Source organism: Desnuesiella massiliensis (assembly GCF_001403615.1).
GTDB lineage: Bacteria > Bacillota > Clostridia > Clostridiales > Clostridiaceae > Desnuesiella > Desnuesiella massiliensis.
Genome location: NZ_LN879457.1, coordinates 1,388,323 through 1,405,022, shown reverse-complemented (window position 1 = coordinate 1,405,022; position 16,700 = coordinate 1,388,323). Strand labels below are relative to the sequence as shown.

Annotated in this window: 18 protein-coding genes and 1 riboswitch; all 18 genes read right to left on the bottom strand. The window is 30.8% G+C overall.

Annotated features, from left to right (window positions below):
- Nucleotides 1-43 precede the first annotated feature (43 nt).
- Nucleotides 44-892 (bottom strand): TOTE conflict system archaeo-eukaryotic primase domain-containing protein, encoded by an 849-nt coding sequence (locus BN2665_RS26790; RefSeq protein WP_055669719.1) that lies wholly within the window; start codon nt 890-892, stop codon nt 44-46.
- The gene (locus BN2665_RS24535; protein ID WP_055669718.1) at nt 861-2,288 is read right to left on the bottom strand and encodes an ATP-binding protein; all 1,428 of its coding nucleotides are present in this window, start codon (nt 2,286-2,288) and stop codon (nt 861-863) included. The genes BN2665_RS26790 and BN2665_RS24535 overlap by 32 nt, the downstream gene beginning before the upstream one ends.
- Nucleotides 2,248-2,520 (bottom strand): hypothetical protein, encoded by a 273-nt coding sequence (locus BN2665_RS24530; RefSeq protein ID WP_055669717.1) that lies wholly within the window; start codon nt 2,518-2,520, stop codon nt 2,248-2,250. The genes BN2665_RS24535 and BN2665_RS24530 overlap by 41 nt, the downstream gene beginning before the upstream one ends.
- A gap of 278 nt (nt 2,521-2,798) precedes the next feature.
- Entirely contained in the window at nt 2,799-3,101 is a 303-nt protein-coding gene (locus tag BN2665_RS24525) for a hypothetical protein (RefSeq protein WP_055669716.1), read from the bottom strand.
- A 134-nt stretch (nt 3,102-3,235) separates the two neighbouring features.
- Nucleotides 3,236-4,150: an ATP-binding protein gene (locus BN2665_RS24520; protein WP_055669715.1), complete on the bottom strand. Its 915-nt coding sequence runs from the start codon at nt 4,148-4,150 to the stop codon at nt 3,236-3,238.
- Between the two features lie 179 nt (nt 4,151-4,329).
- Nucleotides 4,330-5,064, bottom strand: coding sequence for an ABC transporter permease (locus BN2665_RS24515; protein ID WP_055669714.1), 735 nt, complete (start codon nt 5,062-5,064; stop codon nt 4,330-4,332).
- Between the two features lie 12 nt (nt 5,065-5,076).
- Nucleotides 5,077-5,823, bottom strand: a complete 747-nt coding sequence (locus BN2665_RS24510; RefSeq protein WP_055669713.1) for an ABC transporter permease — start codon at nt 5,821-5,823, stop codon at nt 5,077-5,079.
- A complete protein-coding gene (locus BN2665_RS24505) occupies nt 5,816-6,736 on the bottom strand; it encodes an ABC transporter ATP-binding protein (RefSeq protein ID WP_055669712.1) in 921 nt (306 codons plus the stop codon). The genes BN2665_RS24510 and BN2665_RS24505 overlap by 8 nt, the downstream gene beginning before the upstream one ends.
- A 124-nt stretch (nt 6,737-6,860) precedes the next feature.
- On the bottom strand, nt 6,861-7,769 hold the full coding sequence (locus BN2665_RS24500) for a sensor histidine kinase (protein WP_055669711.1): 909 nt from the start codon (nt 7,767-7,769) through the stop codon (nt 6,861-6,863).
- Complete coding sequence (locus tag BN2665_RS24495) at nt 7,766-8,473, bottom strand: response regulator transcription factor (protein WP_055669710.1); 708 nt, start codon at nt 8,471-8,473, stop codon at nt 7,766-7,768. The genes BN2665_RS24500 and BN2665_RS24495 overlap by 4 nt, the downstream gene beginning before the upstream one ends.
- A 241-nt stretch (nt 8,474-8,714) precedes the next feature.
- Entirely contained in the window at nt 8,715-10,235 is a 1,521-nt protein-coding gene (locus tag BN2665_RS24490) for a phytoene desaturase family protein (protein WP_055669709.1), read from the bottom strand.
- Between the two features lie 561 nt (nt 10,236-10,796).
- A complete protein-coding gene (locus BN2665_RS24485) occupies nt 10,797-11,768 on the bottom strand; it encodes a polysaccharide deacetylase family protein (RefSeq protein WP_055669708.1) in 972 nt (323 codons plus the stop codon).
- Nucleotides 11,769-12,212: 444 nt separating this feature from the next.
- Nucleotides 12,213-12,383, bottom strand: coding sequence for a hypothetical protein (locus BN2665_RS27200; protein ID WP_195892739.1), 171 nt, complete (start codon nt 12,381-12,383; stop codon nt 12,213-12,215).
- A gap of 120 nt (nt 12,384-12,503) precedes the next feature.
- Nucleotides 12,504-13,286 carry a glutamate racemase gene (gene murI, locus BN2665_RS24480; protein WP_055669707.1) on the bottom strand — a complete coding sequence of 261 codons (783 nt, stop codon included), beginning with the start codon at nt 13,284-13,286 and terminating at the stop codon, nt 12,504-12,506.
- Between the two features lie 148 nt (nt 13,287-13,434).
- A complete protein-coding gene (locus tag BN2665_RS24475; protein ID WP_055669706.1) occupies nt 13,435-14,124 on the bottom strand; it encodes a radical SAM protein in 690 nt (229 codons plus the stop codon).
- Between the two features lie 18 nt (nt 14,125-14,142).
- Entirely contained in the window at nt 14,143-14,850 is a 708-nt protein-coding gene (locus tag BN2665_RS24470) for a B3/B4 domain-containing protein (RefSeq protein WP_055669705.1), read from the bottom strand.
- Nucleotides 14,851-14,958: 108 nt separating this feature from the next.
- Nucleotides 14,959-15,054: riboswitch (guanidine-I (ykkC/yxkD leader) on the bottom strand.
- A gap of 101 nt (nt 15,055-15,155) precedes the next feature.
- Nucleotides 15,156-15,389 carry a hypothetical protein gene (locus tag BN2665_RS24465; protein WP_055669704.1) on the bottom strand — a complete coding sequence of 78 codons (234 nt, stop codon included), beginning with the start codon at nt 15,387-15,389 and terminating at the stop codon, nt 15,156-15,158.
- Nucleotides 15,390-15,435: 46 nt separating this feature from the next.
- Nucleotides 15,436-16,611: an SLC13 family permease gene (locus tag BN2665_RS24460; RefSeq protein ID WP_055669703.1), complete on the bottom strand. Its 1,176-nt coding sequence runs from the start codon at nt 16,609-16,611 to the stop codon at nt 15,436-15,438.
- Nucleotides 16,612-16,700 lie beyond the last annotated feature (89 nt).

Here is a 16,700-nt window from a genome sequence, read left to right as displayed (position 1 = left end):
TATGGGTTTTTATAAAGTTTAGGACAAACTCTTCTGATAGTTTTTAAATTTGTGAAAGATATACCCATTGATCCTTAAATGCATTAAAATTTTCATCGATAAAAACCGAATTATTCTTTACTCTTGCCTCTTTTTGCAAAGGTAGGGCAATCAAGTTCCCGAATCCATCCTTTTGAAGAAAATCTTGACTAGGAAATAATCTATCATAAGAGTCAAACTTTATTTCTCCGCACTCTTGCATTGCAAGATTAAGAATTGTCATTCCGAAGCTTCTAGCAATCGATGCTTTAATCTCCGCGTCAAAGAAAAACCATATATGACATCCTTGACCCGACCTTGAACGCTCAACATATACTGGTATTTTGTTTACTACGCAAACATTTCTTATTACATTGCTATCATCTTGCCATCTAGCTTCATCAAGATCTATCACTAAGAGATAACAAGTATCTTTCTCTGTCATAGGGTATAATCCCAATACTTCCTCCCCCATAAGATGTTTCTTTAATTGCTCACTATTTAGTGGAGCAAATCTACTATTTTTACATTCAGTGCACTTTATTCTTGGTTTATTACAAATTCCAGTTTTAAAATCATTAAAGCAAAAAGGAGAATACCCCGGTTTATTTTTCCACCTTTTAGCACATACATTTTCTCTTCCTCTGAAAAGAGTTAAAAACAAATCTATTTTTTCTTGAGGTGAACTAGTACTCGTTATTAAAGATATATCGTTATCTTTATAATTAATAATTGCCTCATATATTTTTTCTGCACAATTTTCTGCAGGAGAATATTTTATAAGCTTAGCATTGAGCTTTGCTATTTCTGCCCTTAACACATCATTTTCACTTTGTAATAATTTATATTTTTCTAAAAGCTCGCTGTAATCCATCAAAATCAACTACTTCCCAATAGCCTTTTCTATTAGAACCTATTCTCTTTATTATTCCTTTTTCTTTTAACCTCTTTAAATTGTATTTTACCCCATCAATTGTAATATTCCCTGCCATTTCAGCTATATCTTTTACAGTTATCTGTGGGTTGTCTTTAATTAATTTTATGATTAACTCTTCTTTTTCTGTAATGTTTGGTGTAGTGTTTGGTGTAGTGTTTGGTGTAGTGTTTGGTGTAGTTCCACCATTAAAATAATTTTTGTTTTTTAATGTAACAATAAAAAACTGCTGCTCGGAATAAAACTCTGGTAGTTCTTTTTCTTCGTATTCCTTTAAAATCTTCTTTAATCCGCTGCCTCTACGCTCCATAAACTTCAATCTGTGAAACACATCTGAAATTACAGGATTCCTCCTTAAAGATGGTACATGCAGTATGTCAATTTCCTGAATCCTTTTGCCATTAAACATACCACCTGGAGAAGTAATTTCAAGCCTGTCATCGTACATATCTATATGAACTTCCGAACCTAAAATCATATAATCTCTATGAATTAGAGCATTTACTAAAGCCTCAAAAACTGCTCTTTCTGGATAGTCTGGCATTTCATCCCTTCCAGTTGGAGTTTTCCTCCATTTGACCCTTGAATTGTTCTTAATAAAAGCAGTTCCTTGCTCAAGAAGCTTTATTAAGTTACCCTCATACTCTTTATCATCAATTGCATCATCAAATATTGACCCTTTATCTAGTCCATTCCAGCGAGTACAAAATACCCTTGACTGAGAGATTGGGCACTGATCTGAAAATAATACCCCAGCGTTGGTTAACACCCCATTATCCTCCATTAATCCAAAGGATAAATAGTCATTTGGTTTTTCAATACCATTTCTTGTCCTTTGTTTATAAGTGGCTTCAAACAAAGTAAAGCTAACCTCGTTAAACTTCAGCTTAGATGACATTGCATCAAAGCTCAATCTTTGCCCTTTTAATATTAATTCATTTAATATATGTGATGGTGCAACTACACTCTCATTTCCTAGTCTTATAAATGCAATTTTATTACCATCACTTACATAATAATAAGGGGTCGCTGTTCCTGGTTTAACCTCTAACCTGAGTATAGTCTTATTGCTTACCTCAATTGGTGTAATTTTAAATAAAATCATTGGTTCTATTTTTATCTTAATAATTTCTGTTACCTTCTCTATAACCTTTTGACAATTGTCTATACCAATAACATTTCTATCATCACTTATTCCCCAAAATATAGAACCACCAATCCCATTAGCAAAGGCAGCCACTGTCTTTAACCAACTTTTAGGTTTAGAAACTTCTAATGTTTCCTTAAATTCTATATCATTTGTTTCTGCCATTAATAATTCTTCTATATTTTCCACTTACCTTGCCTCCAAACTTTACAATATAATAAAATGATCTGAATTTAACCGTCACTGTTTGTGTCATTTTGTATAAAATATATCTAATTGCTCTATTAACATTATTAGGAAAACAAACTAATTCTTCATCTATTTTAACAAAATTATTTGTACAAAGTGGACTTGGTTTATAACCCGTATAAAAAAGAGATTTATCCCGCTTAAATTCAAAGGATCCAGCTGCATTAAACAAAGCATTACCTCCACTAAAAGCAATCTTATCTTCAGTATATCACTTTATTTCATTTTTCAAACTTATTTTAAAATACTATTTTATGATTTTATCTTATATTTCAAAATAAACCTAAAATAAATGCCTCCTCTAGGATTTTCTATATCTTTTCTATATTTAGATATCAGATGTATATAAAAAATAGAAGTAAAGCTGTTAACCTTTACTTCTGATAGCTTTTTAAATTCTCTCTAAGCTAGGGAGAAACTTTTTTGATTCATTCCAACCGAACTACTTGTCTATTTTCTGTTATCAAGAAATTCTGAGCATAATTCACCAATAATGATATCTTTAAATTGGCTTGAGCCCTGTCTTATACTCGATAATGCATTAATCAGGTTTCGTGAGCAACTTTCAACAGAACCCAAACAACTTCTTGGAATAACAATTGTACTTTTCTCTTCATCTGTATAGGCTAAATTTTGTTCTGAAAAGCGAACATCTTCCAGCAAGTAATGTTCGCTTTTTAATGCATTGATGTTCTTTAATAATTTTAGTACTTTATTTAGTACTTCTTTCTCATTTTCAGTAAGCTGATCCATCGAATATGTTTGCTGCAGTTCTATTGAAAAATCTTCTATAAAAAGTTTTGTTTCTGTGAGCAGTCCTGCATACTTTTTTATTGTTCTTGATATTTCATTTGAAATCCTGAGTATTAAAAAACCCCTGTTGGCTACTAATAATTTATAAGATTCATTGTTTTTTCTCTATCTTCAGAGCTTACAAAGATTGTTTTATTATTCTTCAAAATATAATTACATGTTTTAATGATAACATCCTTCCAAGTAATCTCTGACATATTATTCCCTTCATATGAGTTTTTCAACTGTTCAACTAAAATATCTGACACAATTTCTTCTTCATTTTTATTAAGCATATTCACAAGGTCACTCTGATAAACAATTCTACTTACATATTTTCTTTCTCTGTTTAATCCATTTTTAATTTTGCTGCTAGGATTGGTAATATTATAGGAAAACCTTAATTTATTATCTTCAGCAATTTTCATTCCATTTAAATATATGTTTGTAACAGAGCTTGTATCTTTTTCAAGTATTTGCCCTTTAGTGGTCCTGGATAATATTGTGGGATTCTCATATCTTATAAAATTCATTCTTGCTTCTTCATAATCAGTAAAGGGGCAATTATAAATTGTAAACTCAGTTCCCTTGAAGTTGTCGGCCTCAAATTTCCTAATACATGCATGTAAAGTTTTAAATTTACATCCTTTACTTTTCTCCTTCATTTCAAAGGTAAATTTGTAGCCTGTAGATCTAATCTCTACAATTATATTTTCGGACCATAGAACTCCTATGGCATCTTTCAACCCAAATCCAAACTTTCCGATTTTATCATTTCTATTTCTTTTATCATACCCTTGAAAAATCAACTGTTCAGGCTTCAAGCCCTCAGCATAATCCTTAATTATAATTGTTCCATTTTCTAACCAGTTGAAATCGAAATTTCCTTCCCCTTTTTCATCTATTCCATTTGCAACAATTTCCCTTAGAGCAAGTGAAGCACTCCAATCACTCAAATAATTTTGCCCTATGTTTAAATCAAAATACTCTAAAGCCTCTCCCTTTACCATAATATTCCTCAAAAAATTACTCATGTTAAATTATATTGATAGCAATTCAATAAATTCCTCTTATCATCAATGTTTGCTATTATATTTTTGAGACTTGACCTAAGTATGAAAATAAAAATAGAAGTAAAGCCCTTAAACTTCACTTCTGATTTTTATTATTGAATATTTTAATCTTACTCCTACGAAACATCCATCCTATTTATATACCAACACCCATATACAAGGCCTCCCACAAACATTATTACCGCTATAATAACTGCACTTGGCATTATGGAGATGTCTCTTATAATTTTGTAATTATCTCTTATAAGCATAAGATTAGACACTACTGGCAGTGGAAAAGGTATATATGCTCTTACCGCTGGGTAGGATAGAAATACAAAGCTTGCAATAAGCTGTATACCTATATACATTATGGGTGCAATAAAATCCTTACTTACAAGTGCTACACAGGCTGTTACTGTAATCATAAGCATTTGAAAGATAAAGGCTTTAGCAGTTAGTATAAGATGCTTTGTTATAACTGCTAATGTAAGGGTACTTTTAAAAGATATAAAGCTTATTAAAGTAAGCATAGTAAATTCTACAATATATAATAATACTGAAATTAAGATTATAGCAAAGATCTTTCCTAAAAATATTTTCCACCTTTCATACTTATAGGTTATCATTGTTACCATGGTGTTGTTTTTATATTCCTCTAGGAACACATAGGCTGTAAGAATATTTATGGCTGTAAGAAAACCACAAGAAAATGTCATCATATTCACCCAAGTAAATAAATCATCAGCACTTTTCATAGTAGACATATTTACAGGAGCAGAACTCACTTGGATTAAAACAAACACCCCAATAATTAACAAAATCCATATTCTTTTAAATTTCTTCATCTCGCACATTACAATATTAAACATAGCTTCCTCCTATTAATGAATATTAGCCTTTCTATAGAATATAAGGCATGCCGTAGTCCCTATTAGAAACGCAAAAATTCCTAAATATATATCCAGTCTAGTTATTACTGCATTAAGTGGCACAGGAATTTGACATATAGTTGATTGAAACTTTGCTATAGGGGCTGCTGGTAAAACGGAAAATATAAATTCCTGATATTTTACTCCTAGCATATAGCTTGCATTTCCTATGATTAATGCTATAGAATAAACAAAGGAAATAATCATGCTCTTTCCTAATAATGCCACCATGGCTGCTAAGGGTACCAGGGCCACCTGAAAAGCAAAGGAAACCAAAAACACTTTAATATGATTTCCAAGTACCGCTAGGGTTAATGGAGTTTTTAAAAGAACAAAACCACTTAATACTATGCATATATAGCTTATTATATAAATCACTGCTATCATTAATATGCTGATAATAAATTTATTTATAAAAGCTCCAAATCTACCCTTAGGGTATGAAAATTCTATGGAAGCTGTGTTGCAGCTAAACTCTCTTAGAAATACCATGGCAACTATATTTGGAATTACCATTGCATAAAATATCAAAAAAGCTTGAAATTCAAAGTTAAAGAAGTATCCATACCAATTTAAGGAGGTCACTGACTGCTTATTCATTGTAGAAAAATACAAGCAAATGAAGCTAGTGAGTAAGACACAGACATAACAGCCTGTTCTTTTAAGCTTTAGAAATTCAGAGTATATCCCATCAAGCATTGTTTTCTCCTCCAGTAAGCTTTACAAAATAATCTTCAAGAGTATCATTCATAACATTCACTTCATAGACTTCTATGCCTTTGGAGATTAAAGCTTTTGCAATATTGTTTGATTTATCCAGCATTTCATATATTCTGATGGTATTTGCTTCTGTAACCTTATAATCTCTTATATTCATTTCATTCTCTAGAATAGCTAGGGCTCTTTTGTCATTGCTAACCTTTAGATTTATATAGTGTCTGTTCTTTTTTTGCAAACTGTTATAATCAATCTCTTCTAAAAGCTTTCCATTATGAATAATTCCTATATTAGTTGCAAGCTGCTGTATTTCTCCAAGTATATGGCTTGATATGAGCATTGTGATCTCTCTCTTTTTATTAAGTTCTATTAAGGTTTCTCTCATTTCTTTTATGCCTATGGGGTCTAATCCATTAGTTGGCTCATCCAGTATGAGAAGTTCTGGTTTATGAAGCATTGCTCTTGCCACACCAAGCCTCTGCTTCATACCTAAGGAATATTTCTTCACCTTTTTCTTTTCAATATCATAATTATTAAGTCCTACAACTTCTAAGGCTTCATCTATATACTCCTTATTTGGGATTCCCATGAGCCTCCTGTGTATATCTAAATTTTCTCTTGCTGTTAAATTAGGATAAAATCCTGGAGTTTCAATTATAGCTCCTATTCTCCCCAGCACCTCTCTATCTCCCATTTTCCTGCCAAAAAGTTCGTATTCTCCTTTTGTAGGGGTGATAAGTCCCATTATCATTCTTAGAGTAGTGGTCTTCCCCGCTCCGTTTCTGCCTAAAAATCCATATATCTCACCCTTTTTAATATTCATATTCACATTATCAGCTACTACTGCTCCACCATATTGTTTTGTTAGGTTGTAGGTTTTTAATATATATTCCATTAATTTTCCTCCTTCTAATATTTAAGGATCATCCTTCATTAATATTAATAATAAAGGACAATCCTTAAATCAAAACTACACAATTATTACAAATTTATTAAATCTAATTTACTACTATGATGATTTAATCTGCTTTAGGAAGCTTAACCATAAAGCTGGTCTTTTCATAAGGAATGCTGCTAACGGCTATATCTCCTTGCATATCCTCCACTAACTTTTTTACAATAGTAAGTCCAAGACCACTTCCTCGAAGCTTTTTATTTCTTGACCTTTCTTCCGTATATAATCTTTCAAATATATGGGGGATTTGGCTTTTTTCAATACCTTTTCCTCTATCCCATATAATTATTTTTACCTGCTTTTCATGAACACTTAATTCTATTCCCATAACCTTTCCTTCATATCCGTACTTTAGACTATTGGATATAAGATTTGTTATAACTCTATGTAAAGCACTTTTATCAGCAAGTACAAAAACCTCTTCCTCTCCTATATTTATCTCTGGCACTATTTCTCTTTTATTTATTTCATTCATAAAAGTAATTAAGTTCTGCCTTATTATTTCAGATATATTAATCTTCTCTATTTTTATCTCCCTATCATTGCCTTCCAGCTTTGCCAGCTCAAAAAACTCTTCCATAAGTTCTTTTAATGCACTGCCGCTTTCATGAATAACGCTGATATATTCCTCTTTCTTATGTTCCTCTAAAGTATTATCCATAAGAAGATCAACATAACCCATAATGGCAGTAATAGGAGTTCTTATATCATGGGAAATATCTGACATCATCCTTTTATGCCGCTCTTTATAGTTCTTATTATCCACAGAAATTCTCTCATATTCATCAAGAAGATTATTAATATATTTTGCTAATTCCCTTTTATCCTCACTTAAATTATTAAGCTTTATTCTTTCCATAGAACTCTCTTTAAGAATGTTTTTTAATTTTAAACTAATTCTTTTAGTTTTTATTTTATCATTAACCAGTAATATGGATAAGATTATAATCACAGCCACTAATAAATAGTTCATGCCTTGTTCCCTGCCAATCTATAACCTATTCCCCAAACGGTTTCTATAAGGCTTGGATTGTTTGGATCATCCTCTATCTTGCTTCTAAGCCTTCTCATATGTACTGTTACAGTATTATAATCCGATGTAAATTCATCGCCCCATACACTGTCATATATATTTACCTTAGTAAATACCTTATTAGGATTTTCAAAGAAAAGCTGAAGAATCTTCATTTCCTTTGCAGTAAGAGTAAGCTCCTCTCCACCTTTTCTAACTATATAAGAATTTAAGTCAAATTCCACATCACCATACTTATATACCTTGTTCTGAGCATTAGCTTTACTTTCATTATAATAAATAGATCTTCTTATATTGGACTTAACTCTTGCAATTAGCTCCACTACTGAAAAAGGCTTAACAATATAATCATCTGCTCCCATGCCAAGTCCAATGACTTTATCGCTGTCCTCTCCCTTTGCAGAAAGTATTATGATGGGAACTTTGCTCTTCTCTCTAATCCTGCCCATAGCCTCAATTCCATCCATAACAGGCATCATTATATCAAGAATAACCATATCATAATTTCCCTTTGCAAACTTTTCTACACCCTCAAATCCATTAAAGGCTTGCTGCACTTCGTAGCCTTCCCTGAGTAATGCTTCCTTTATCATATTGTTTATATTATCATCATCTTCTACAATCAATACTTTCAAATTTTCCATAAATCTTTCACCATCCTATAGGAGGATGTGAAAAAAGGTGTTCTATAGGTTTCCCTACACCGCGCGTGGAGCTCCACGAGCGGCCCGTGAAAAGAACACCTATGTTTTTCACATCCTCCTTATATGTAAACAACTTCTATTTTGAGTCTCTTAATATGTTGCTTGATGATATTATTTTACCACATGTAGACAAAATATTTCATAAAAAATCAGAAGTGAAGCTCTTAGACTTCACTTCTGATTATAATCCAAGCATAAAATAGTTTTTATAATCTCTTTCTAAATTAATGCCATCCAACTTTAGTAAATCTTTTGCAAGATAATATCCACTTGCCATAACACCTGCTACACCGAAGCCTGGGAATACCCATTGACCGCACAGATATAGATTACGCACATCAGTTTTCTGCTTTAAAAACTTTCCGTAATTTTTAGAATCAATAGCCCAACCCATAAACGAGCCACTTTTACTGTAGGTATACCGTTCAAATGTTATGGGAGTAGATAATTCCGACAGCAATAAGCTATCCTTAAATCCATTGCCAAGGGATGAATCAAGCCTTGATATAACTGTATTCATTACTTCATTTTTAAGTTTATAATATGCCTCCCCACGTTCTCTTTTTGCACCAGTTTCCCAGTAATTATGATACTCGTATGGAATTGGCAAAAGTGCAACTACAGCCTTGTTTACATCACTTGGATTCTGTGGATAGACTATCATCTCTATCGGAGAATTTTCGGGTGTAAAATTTTTGTAACTATCTTTGTAGTTAGTGGTGCTTAGAAAAGAAAAACAACCTGTATTTCCAAAGTCATAATCACTTTTTATACACATAAATAAAGCACATATGGGTGGAAAAATTTCCTTAGTTTTAATCTTTTTCTTCATTTTTCTTTTTTGTAATAGGCTGTCAGGAAGCAGATCATATGTAAAGTGTGGTGAAGCATTGCTAATAACGGTATTTGCATAATAGCAATCTCCATTTTTAATTTTTACACCAATTACTTTGCTGTTCTCCATAAGGATTTCTGAAACTTCTGTGTTTAATTTAATAGTTTCACCGTTTTCTGTAAAACACTTTACCGAAGCATCTGGAATAGCCTGCATTCCACCTATTGGATAATAATCTTTTCCGACAACATTAAAACGGTAAGCATAGGCCATATATACCATTGGGAAAATCCCTTTGCTGTATATCGCAGAGCGTAAAACAGGATTTTGTGTTAGTTTGTCCAATACAACACATGCATCTTTCATACCATATTTCATGAAGGTAGGTTTCTTTATATAGTTAGTAATACCAAATTTCATAAATTCAAGCAAATTCATTTCATAAGGTGTTTTAGGTGCTTCAGTTCCGGAATTCATTTCTATATACATTCTTTCGTTAATATCAAAAATGAGATTGACATCATCTTTGTTATTGGGGAAGGCGTCTATAAAATCATCTTTTAACTTATCATGTCTGAAACTATATCTTTCCCCATCAATGAAACAGCAAATATCTCCAGTATTCTTTTGTGCCTTAATAGTTGCTCCCCAAAATTTAAGGAATTGCGGTATTGTCTGTCCTTCTTTAAGTTCGTATAGGCTTTCGATACCTAGATTAAATTGAGTTCCCTTCCTTTTGAAAGATGTAATAAGTCCTCCAGGAATATTGTGTTTCTCAAGTATGAGCACTTTTTTATTATATTTAGTAAGGAAATTTCCGGCACTTAAGCCCCCCATACCTGCACCAATGATAATATAATCAAACATTCTAATTTTTTTACCCTCCTGCCTTCAAAAATATAAATATTTATTATTTCACAATTCTACAATTACGACCTAATCCCATTATATATCAAATTAAGCAAAGGAATATGCCTTAGCTTCTTCGAGGGCTTGATCAAATAATGAAACAATGAATGGTAATTCACGATTATCTAAAGGAAACATCCTCAAATTTAAGCTTAACATATTAAATTCTTACTATAGCTAAATAGGTCTATTTAATCAGATAACTAGGATATTCCCTACTTAGTAGTCAAGAATATTTATTTAATAGTATTTCATATAAAATTATCATTCCGATTTTTTACTAGTGATTATATCATGTATAACCAATTAATTCTAGATAGACCATATATGAAAGAAGATTTTCATACTATTTTTTCGCTGCATTATTCAATTTTCGTAGGACATTGTTCGTAGTTTCAGTTTCAATAGTTAATTCTCATTTTTTTCAAGTTGCGAGCTAAAATAAACTATAAAAAGGGCAATTTTACAACTAACTACCCCTTATTATTTTATTTGTACTAATTATATTTATACCTGTTGCTATTTTAATGTTTTAAATTCATAACCTTGATCCTTTAAATACTGAATAATTGATGGTAAGGCTTTCACTGTATTATTTTTTGTATCATGCATCAATAAAATTATTTTCTCTTGACCTTGAATAGTACTTTTTGCCTTTTTTAATAATTGCTGTGGTGTCTCATTTCTACCCTCTGCATCTCCATCTAAGCTATTCCAGTCAACATAATTTAATCCCTTATTACTTAAAGCCTGCTTAGCATTATCTTTATTCTTCCACGACATCATTCCACCAGGTAATCTAACTACTGAGGTTTTAAAATCAGCTCCTAATACTTCTTTAATCTTATTCTCATTTTTCTCAAAATCTGCGATTAAATTGTCTGTATTTATTCTCCCACCTGGATAAAGATATTTGTAATCATGAGAATAACTGTGGTTAGCGATAGCATGTCCATCATGAAGTATAGCTTTTAATAATTCTTTACTTTTAGGATAATTATCTAAATTTATTCCTAATATAAAAAATGTAGCCTTTATATTATATTTTTTTAGGGTAGCCAATATTTTCGGTGTAGTAACAACTGATGGACCATCATCAAAAGTTAAAAATGCTATTTTCTTTCCATCCTTAATATAACTTCCATCTAAAATCCTTTTTACTTCTGATGAATTAAAAGTATAGGCATCTCCTTCAATAGAAGTGTTAGATCCTTTCTTTAAAGCCGTAACCTCCTCTACAGGTTCTTCCTTTTTTTCTTCATTAACTATATCTTCATGATTTTTTTTATTTTTCCCGTAAATATCTTCTTGTTTACTTTCATTTATTTTTTCATTTTCGTTATTTATTGAAAAGGATTTACTTTTTTCGGTGCTATTTTTTTTATTTAATACAACTTGCACTATAAAAACTGAAACTATAGCTATAGCTAACAATATATATATAATTCTATACCTTTTATTAGCTTTCCTGCTGAATATGTTGCTTCTCATGTTGTTATCCCCTTATCATTGCATTAAACTTATTTATATTCTTATGATATTATATTTTTGGAAATTAATAGTTGCAATTTTGATAAAAACAATCATTACATTAGCTTTTATAATGTAAAAAATAGTTATATCTTGTCGTATTTATTATGCCACATTTATTCGCTAATTATTATTATTTGTAATAATTTAAATAAAGCTATATAAAAAAACTCTAGAAATGGTGGAAATTAAAAGATAGCTTTAGAGGTTTTGAAATAGGAGAAATGATGAAGATTCATGATATAATGCTTAGAACTTTTGAAAAGTTAGCCACTGAGGGAATTAAAGAAATTGGCAGACTAGAAAATACTAAGACCTTAAAGCAATAAAAATTTACTTTTCTATTGTATAAATTAATTGATTACTTTTATTTATTATGCCATAGAATCCAACAATATTGTTATTTTATTCTATAACAACAGTTGGATTATTATTTATAAATTCTTCACTTACATTATAGATAGACTTAAACTTGGTCATATAATCAGAATCATATCCCCAATAAGCTTCGGATTTAATGGCTATATCAGTTAGAATACTATATTCAACTGCTTTAGCACTTCTTATGTTCATCATTATCTAAGAACCTCCCCATTGAAATTTAAGTCGTAATATTTTACAAAAGCGGCGTAAAATTGAGCTTACGTCGCTTAATAAGAGTATTTGATCTTAATATTAGAATTAACAAAATTAATTTCATTTGTTGATGGCATCCAGCCCTTTTAATAATATGTTGTATTTATCTAATTCATTCTTATCCTCAACCTTGAATCCAGAATTAAAGAAAGTAATACTACCATTACCTTTATTTAATAAATTCATTTCTTTCAAAATTCTTTCTAGATTTTTTGCAGTACCAATATTTCCATCGATTATATTAACATGTGATGGTAATAATTTTCTAAACATATCCTTATAATAAGAAAAATGAGTACACCCTAAAACAAGAGTCTCATAATTATTTAAATCATATTTAAATAACTGCTCCTTAAGATAAGTCAATACTATTTCTTCATTAAACTCAAGTTTTTCCGAAAATTGGACTAATCCTGGAAGAGGCAATAAGTCAACAACATGCTCGTTATCTAATTTGGCAATAAGGTTTTGAAGTTTTTCTTCCTTTACAGTCAAAGCTGTAGCTGTTACCAGAACTCGTCTATTTATATCTTTGTTTTTCTCAATGGCAGGTTTTACAGCAGGTTCCATACCAATGATTGGAATACTGTATTTAGCCCTTAACTCTTCGATTGCTACGCTTGTAGCAGTATTACACGCAATAACAATCGCCTCAACTCCTTGTTGGATAATAAACTCTACAGCATTAAAAATATAATTTTTAACCTTATCTTTCGGCTTGGGTCCATATGGAACATTTAATGTATCTGCGTAATATATATAATCTTCATTAGGTAACATTTTTAATGTATCATGTAATACAGTAATACCTCCGATGCCAGAGTCAAAAAAACCTATTTGCATTTCTATTCCTCCAATAGCTAAAATCTATACATCATTTTAACATATAAAAATTTTTATTTCATTTTCCATCGAAATTTCCAATAAAATATTTAGATTTGTTTATAGATAAAGCAATAAGTTCAAAAACAGCCCTTATCAGTTTTCTCTATTAATTGTTTAGCAATACTTTTGATATTTCCTCAAATTTTTCATCAGATATTCCAAGTTTTTTCTTGAACCTTTCATCATCTATTCTTGTAATAATTATCTTGCCAGGAGATATTTCCTTAATAATATTTTTTATCTTCTGAATGGATTCGTCATCATCGTTATAGTTCTTAATTATGGTAATTTCAAATATAAATTTTCCTTTGTATTGTTTATTAAAGGAAACCATGTTTGAAATATATTCTTCTATTGTATATCCATCAATTGGTCTTTGGATTTTTTGAAAATCTTCTTCTGAAATTGTTTTTATCTCTCCTATAACTTCATCACACTTATTGGCTATTTCTATGTATTCATCTCTCCCCAATAAGTAGCCGTTAGACAGCAGCCTTATTGGTACTCCCTTACTTTTAATTAGGTCAATAATACCACTAATTTTGTTGTTTACAAGAGCCTCTCCTTTTGAATTAATAAAAACTAATTCAACATTATTATTTTCTATCATGGTTTCTAATTCGTTTATTGAATTATCCATTTCATCAAAGGACTTCTGTGTATCTACTTTATTATATGATCTTCCAATAGGACAGAATATACAGTCAAAATTACAATGCTTTTCTGGCAATATGTTTACTTCTAGTACCCTTATGCCATCTTCAATATAAATCTCTTTATAGCTAAAACCACCCATTCCCTTATCCTCCTAAAATTAATCTACTGATGCTTCCTTATTATTAATATCCAAAATTGAAATCTTGCTTGTTCCACCTAAGTTTTCTTGCACTGCCTTTGCCAGGTCTTTTAATGCATTTTTAAATTCTATTAATCTATTTCCATCAGTTAACTCAATACATAAAAAAGCATTAGTTGTATTTTCAGTAAGCATTGTTCTTACTGCTTCACGCCAGTTCCAGCATCTGCAAATTGCACCTTTATCATCTTTGTAGACTATTTCGCCTTCATATGGAGGTGAATTCTCATCTGTTCCAAGTGGAATAAATTCCTCATTTCCAACAGCCGTAGTCAACCTTATATCACCAGCAAATTTGTCTATATCCTCACCACCACAGGGTAATGCATATCTTAACGAAATAGAGTTGTAAATATCAACTAGTGGATTAATAGTTCCTATGTGATTTCCATTATGAACTCTCTTTAGTAATGCCTCTATGGATGGCCTTGTACCTTTTTTTGTTTTAAATTTTTGGAAGGCTTCTCTCCATATTTTTATTACAGGGTTACTACTAAATTCTTCATTCTGTAAATGTTTCATGGCTTCCTTTTCTGCCTCTAAAATCATTTCCGCATATTGCTCTTTGTCTCTTATAGAATTATCTATGCCATGACAAATAACAATCCCGATTTTTGCATTAGGAAATAGATTCCAAAAAGAATCTTCAACGATAAATTTTTTCATTACAATCCCTCCTGTATTCCTTATTCTGTACTAAATGATTATTAATCCTTTAGCCTCCTAGATTAGAAAATTTCAAAATAAAAAAAGCCTACAGAAATATTATTAAATATCTCCCAGGCTTTTATCCTTCCGTGTACACAGTCAACTGTGTGTTTTCTCTCGGACCTGCCAGTTACAAACTGCGGAACCCTAGAAAACTTAAATACTTATTTATAATTTATACTTACGCATATAAAATTATCATATTAATTTGTTTAAATCAATGGTTATAGTTTGGAAATATCCTAATAAACTAATGAATAATATTATTCAGAGAATACCAGTTTACTATTTATAAAAATTCTACAATGCATTCCGAAAAGACCTCCCATAGAAACCTTTATTGTTTCACCAGTTTGCAACTGTCCCCAAAGCCTTGACCTATCAGCTATACCGATTTGCTCATCCTGCAAATCACCATTAACATACAATCGTTCACCAGAAATTCTATTTTCAACTACAATAGTGTTTCCACAATAATTAATTTCCCATTTTTTCATTTTTTCCCCCTTATATAAATAATACTTACTTCGTCATAAATTACAACTATGACCTAATCCCATTATATAAAATTTGGTTAATTTTGTATATATTTAATAAGATAAAATTAATAACCGTAAAAATAATAAGTCCTAAAATATTGTATAAGGTAAATTTAGTCATATAATCAGAAGACTTCTTAGCCTGCTCACTGTTTACATATAATTTATAGGATATAACACTGGCTAAAGATGCTATAAGGGTTCCCATGCCCCCTATATTAACGCCCAATAGTACTTGCTTCCAATTATCTGTGAAGTTAGCCACTAGAATAGAAGCCGGTACATTGCTAATAAACTGACTTAAAGCAATTGAAGTAAAAAAGGTCTTGTTTTTAGTACTTAAAATATTATGTAAATAGCTGTTTACTATTTCAAAGTGAGAAATATTCCCTATGAATATAAAAAAGCATATGAAGGTAGCTAGTAAAAAGAAATCCACTCTTTTAAAAAGCTTTTTATTTGTGCTTAAGGCTACTGCTAAAGTAAGTCCAAAAGCTAATTTATAGTCTACAATGTCAAATATTGATAAAACTATAACTAGAAATAAAGCCCCAAACAATAAAACTTGTCTCTTATCTGTTATGCTTATGTCATCCAATTGAAGATTAAAAGCTTCCTTGGATACTTTTAAGTTTAGAATAATAAGCCATAAGGCACCCATAAAAATAAAGGGTATCATAATTTTAAAGAATTGGGCTGCGGAAATTTTATAAAAGGTAAACAAAAACAGATTTTGAGGGTTTCCCATAGGAGTTAAGCTACTGCCTATATTTGCTGCAAGGGTTTGCATTATTATTATCTCTACGGGATCAACATTTAGCTTTCTGCTGATTATCAGGGTTAAAGGTATAAAGGTTATAAGAGCAACGTCATTAGTTACTAACATAGAACTTACAAAGGTTAGAGCTATCATTATTAAACTAATATATCTTAAATTTGTACATTTATTTAATATAGTTATAGCTGCTTTATCCATTAATTTAAGATCTTCAAAGGCACTAACTACAAGCATTAGATTAAATAGACAAAGGATAACGTTAAAATTAATATAGCTTATCTTAGGCATTGTCACCAAGGAAGTAGCGATGGCCAGCATAAGCGAAATAGTGAAGACTTTTTCCTTTAAAAGAACTCTAACCCAAGCAGTTTTTAAAATTTTTTTTACTAAAGGTAATTTCATAATATAACACTCCTAATACAACCTCTATAGTCACTTTCTATATTATAATAAATATATGGATAATTGTCCAAAAGGGCAGCATCTCTGCT

Coding starts and splice junctions, on each gene's coding strand:
- BN2665_RS24475 (WP_055669706.1), bottom strand. CDS start 14,124: ATGGGTGGTTTTAGCTATAAAGAGATTTATATTGAAGATGGCATAAGG.
- BN2665_RS27200 (WP_195892739.1), bottom strand. CDS start 12,383: ATGATGAACATAAGAAGTGCTAAAGCAGTTGAATATAGTATTCTAACT.
- BN2665_RS24470 (WP_055669705.1), bottom strand. CDS start 14,850: ATGAAAAAATTTATCGTTGAAGATTCTTTTTGGAATCTATTTCCTAAT.
- BN2665_RS24460 (WP_055669703.1), bottom strand. CDS start 16,611: ATGAAATTACCTTTAGTAAAAAAAATTTTAAAAACTGCTTGGGTTAGA.
- BN2665_RS24495 (WP_055669710.1), bottom strand. CDS start 8,473: ATGGAAAATTTGAAAGTATTGATTGTAGAAGATGATGATAATATAAAC.
- BN2665_RS24485 (WP_055669708.1), bottom strand. CDS start 11,768: ATGAGAAGCAACATATTCAGCAGGAAAGCTAATAAAAGGTATAGAATT.
- BN2665_RS24465 (WP_055669704.1), bottom strand. CDS start 15,389: ATGAAAAAATGGGAAATTAATTATTGTGGAAACACTATTGTAGTTGAA.
- BN2665_RS24500 (WP_055669711.1), bottom strand. CDS start 7,769: ATGAACTATTTATTAGTGGCTGTGATTATAATCTTATCCATATTACTG.
- BN2665_RS24505 (WP_055669712.1), bottom strand. CDS start 6,736: ATGGAATATATATTAAAAACCTACAACCTAACAAAACAATATGGTGGA.
- BN2665_RS24490 (WP_055669709.1), bottom strand. CDS start 10,235: ATGTTTGATTATATTATCATTGGTGCAGGTATGGGGGGCTTAAGTGCC.
- murI (WP_055669707.1), bottom strand. CDS start 13,286: ATGCAAATAGGTTTTTTTGACTCTGGCATCGGAGGTATTACTGTATTA.
- BN2665_RS24520 (WP_055669715.1), bottom strand. CDS start 4,150: ATGGTAAAGGGAGAGGCTTTAGAGTATTTTGATTTAAACATAGGGCAA.
- BN2665_RS26790 (WP_055669719.1), bottom strand. CDS start 892: ATGGATTACAGCGAGCTTTTAGAAAAATATAAATTATTACAAAGTGAA.
- BN2665_RS24510 (WP_055669713.1), bottom strand. CDS start 5,823: ATGCTTGATGGGATATACTCTGAATTTCTAAAGCTTAAAAGAACAGGC.
- BN2665_RS24525 (WP_055669716.1), bottom strand. CDS start 3,101: ATGGATCAGCTTACTGAAAATGAGAAAGAAGTACTAAATAAAGTACTA.
- BN2665_RS24515 (WP_055669714.1), bottom strand. CDS start 5,064: ATGTTTAATATTGTAATGTGCGAGATGAAGAAATTTAAAAGAATATGG.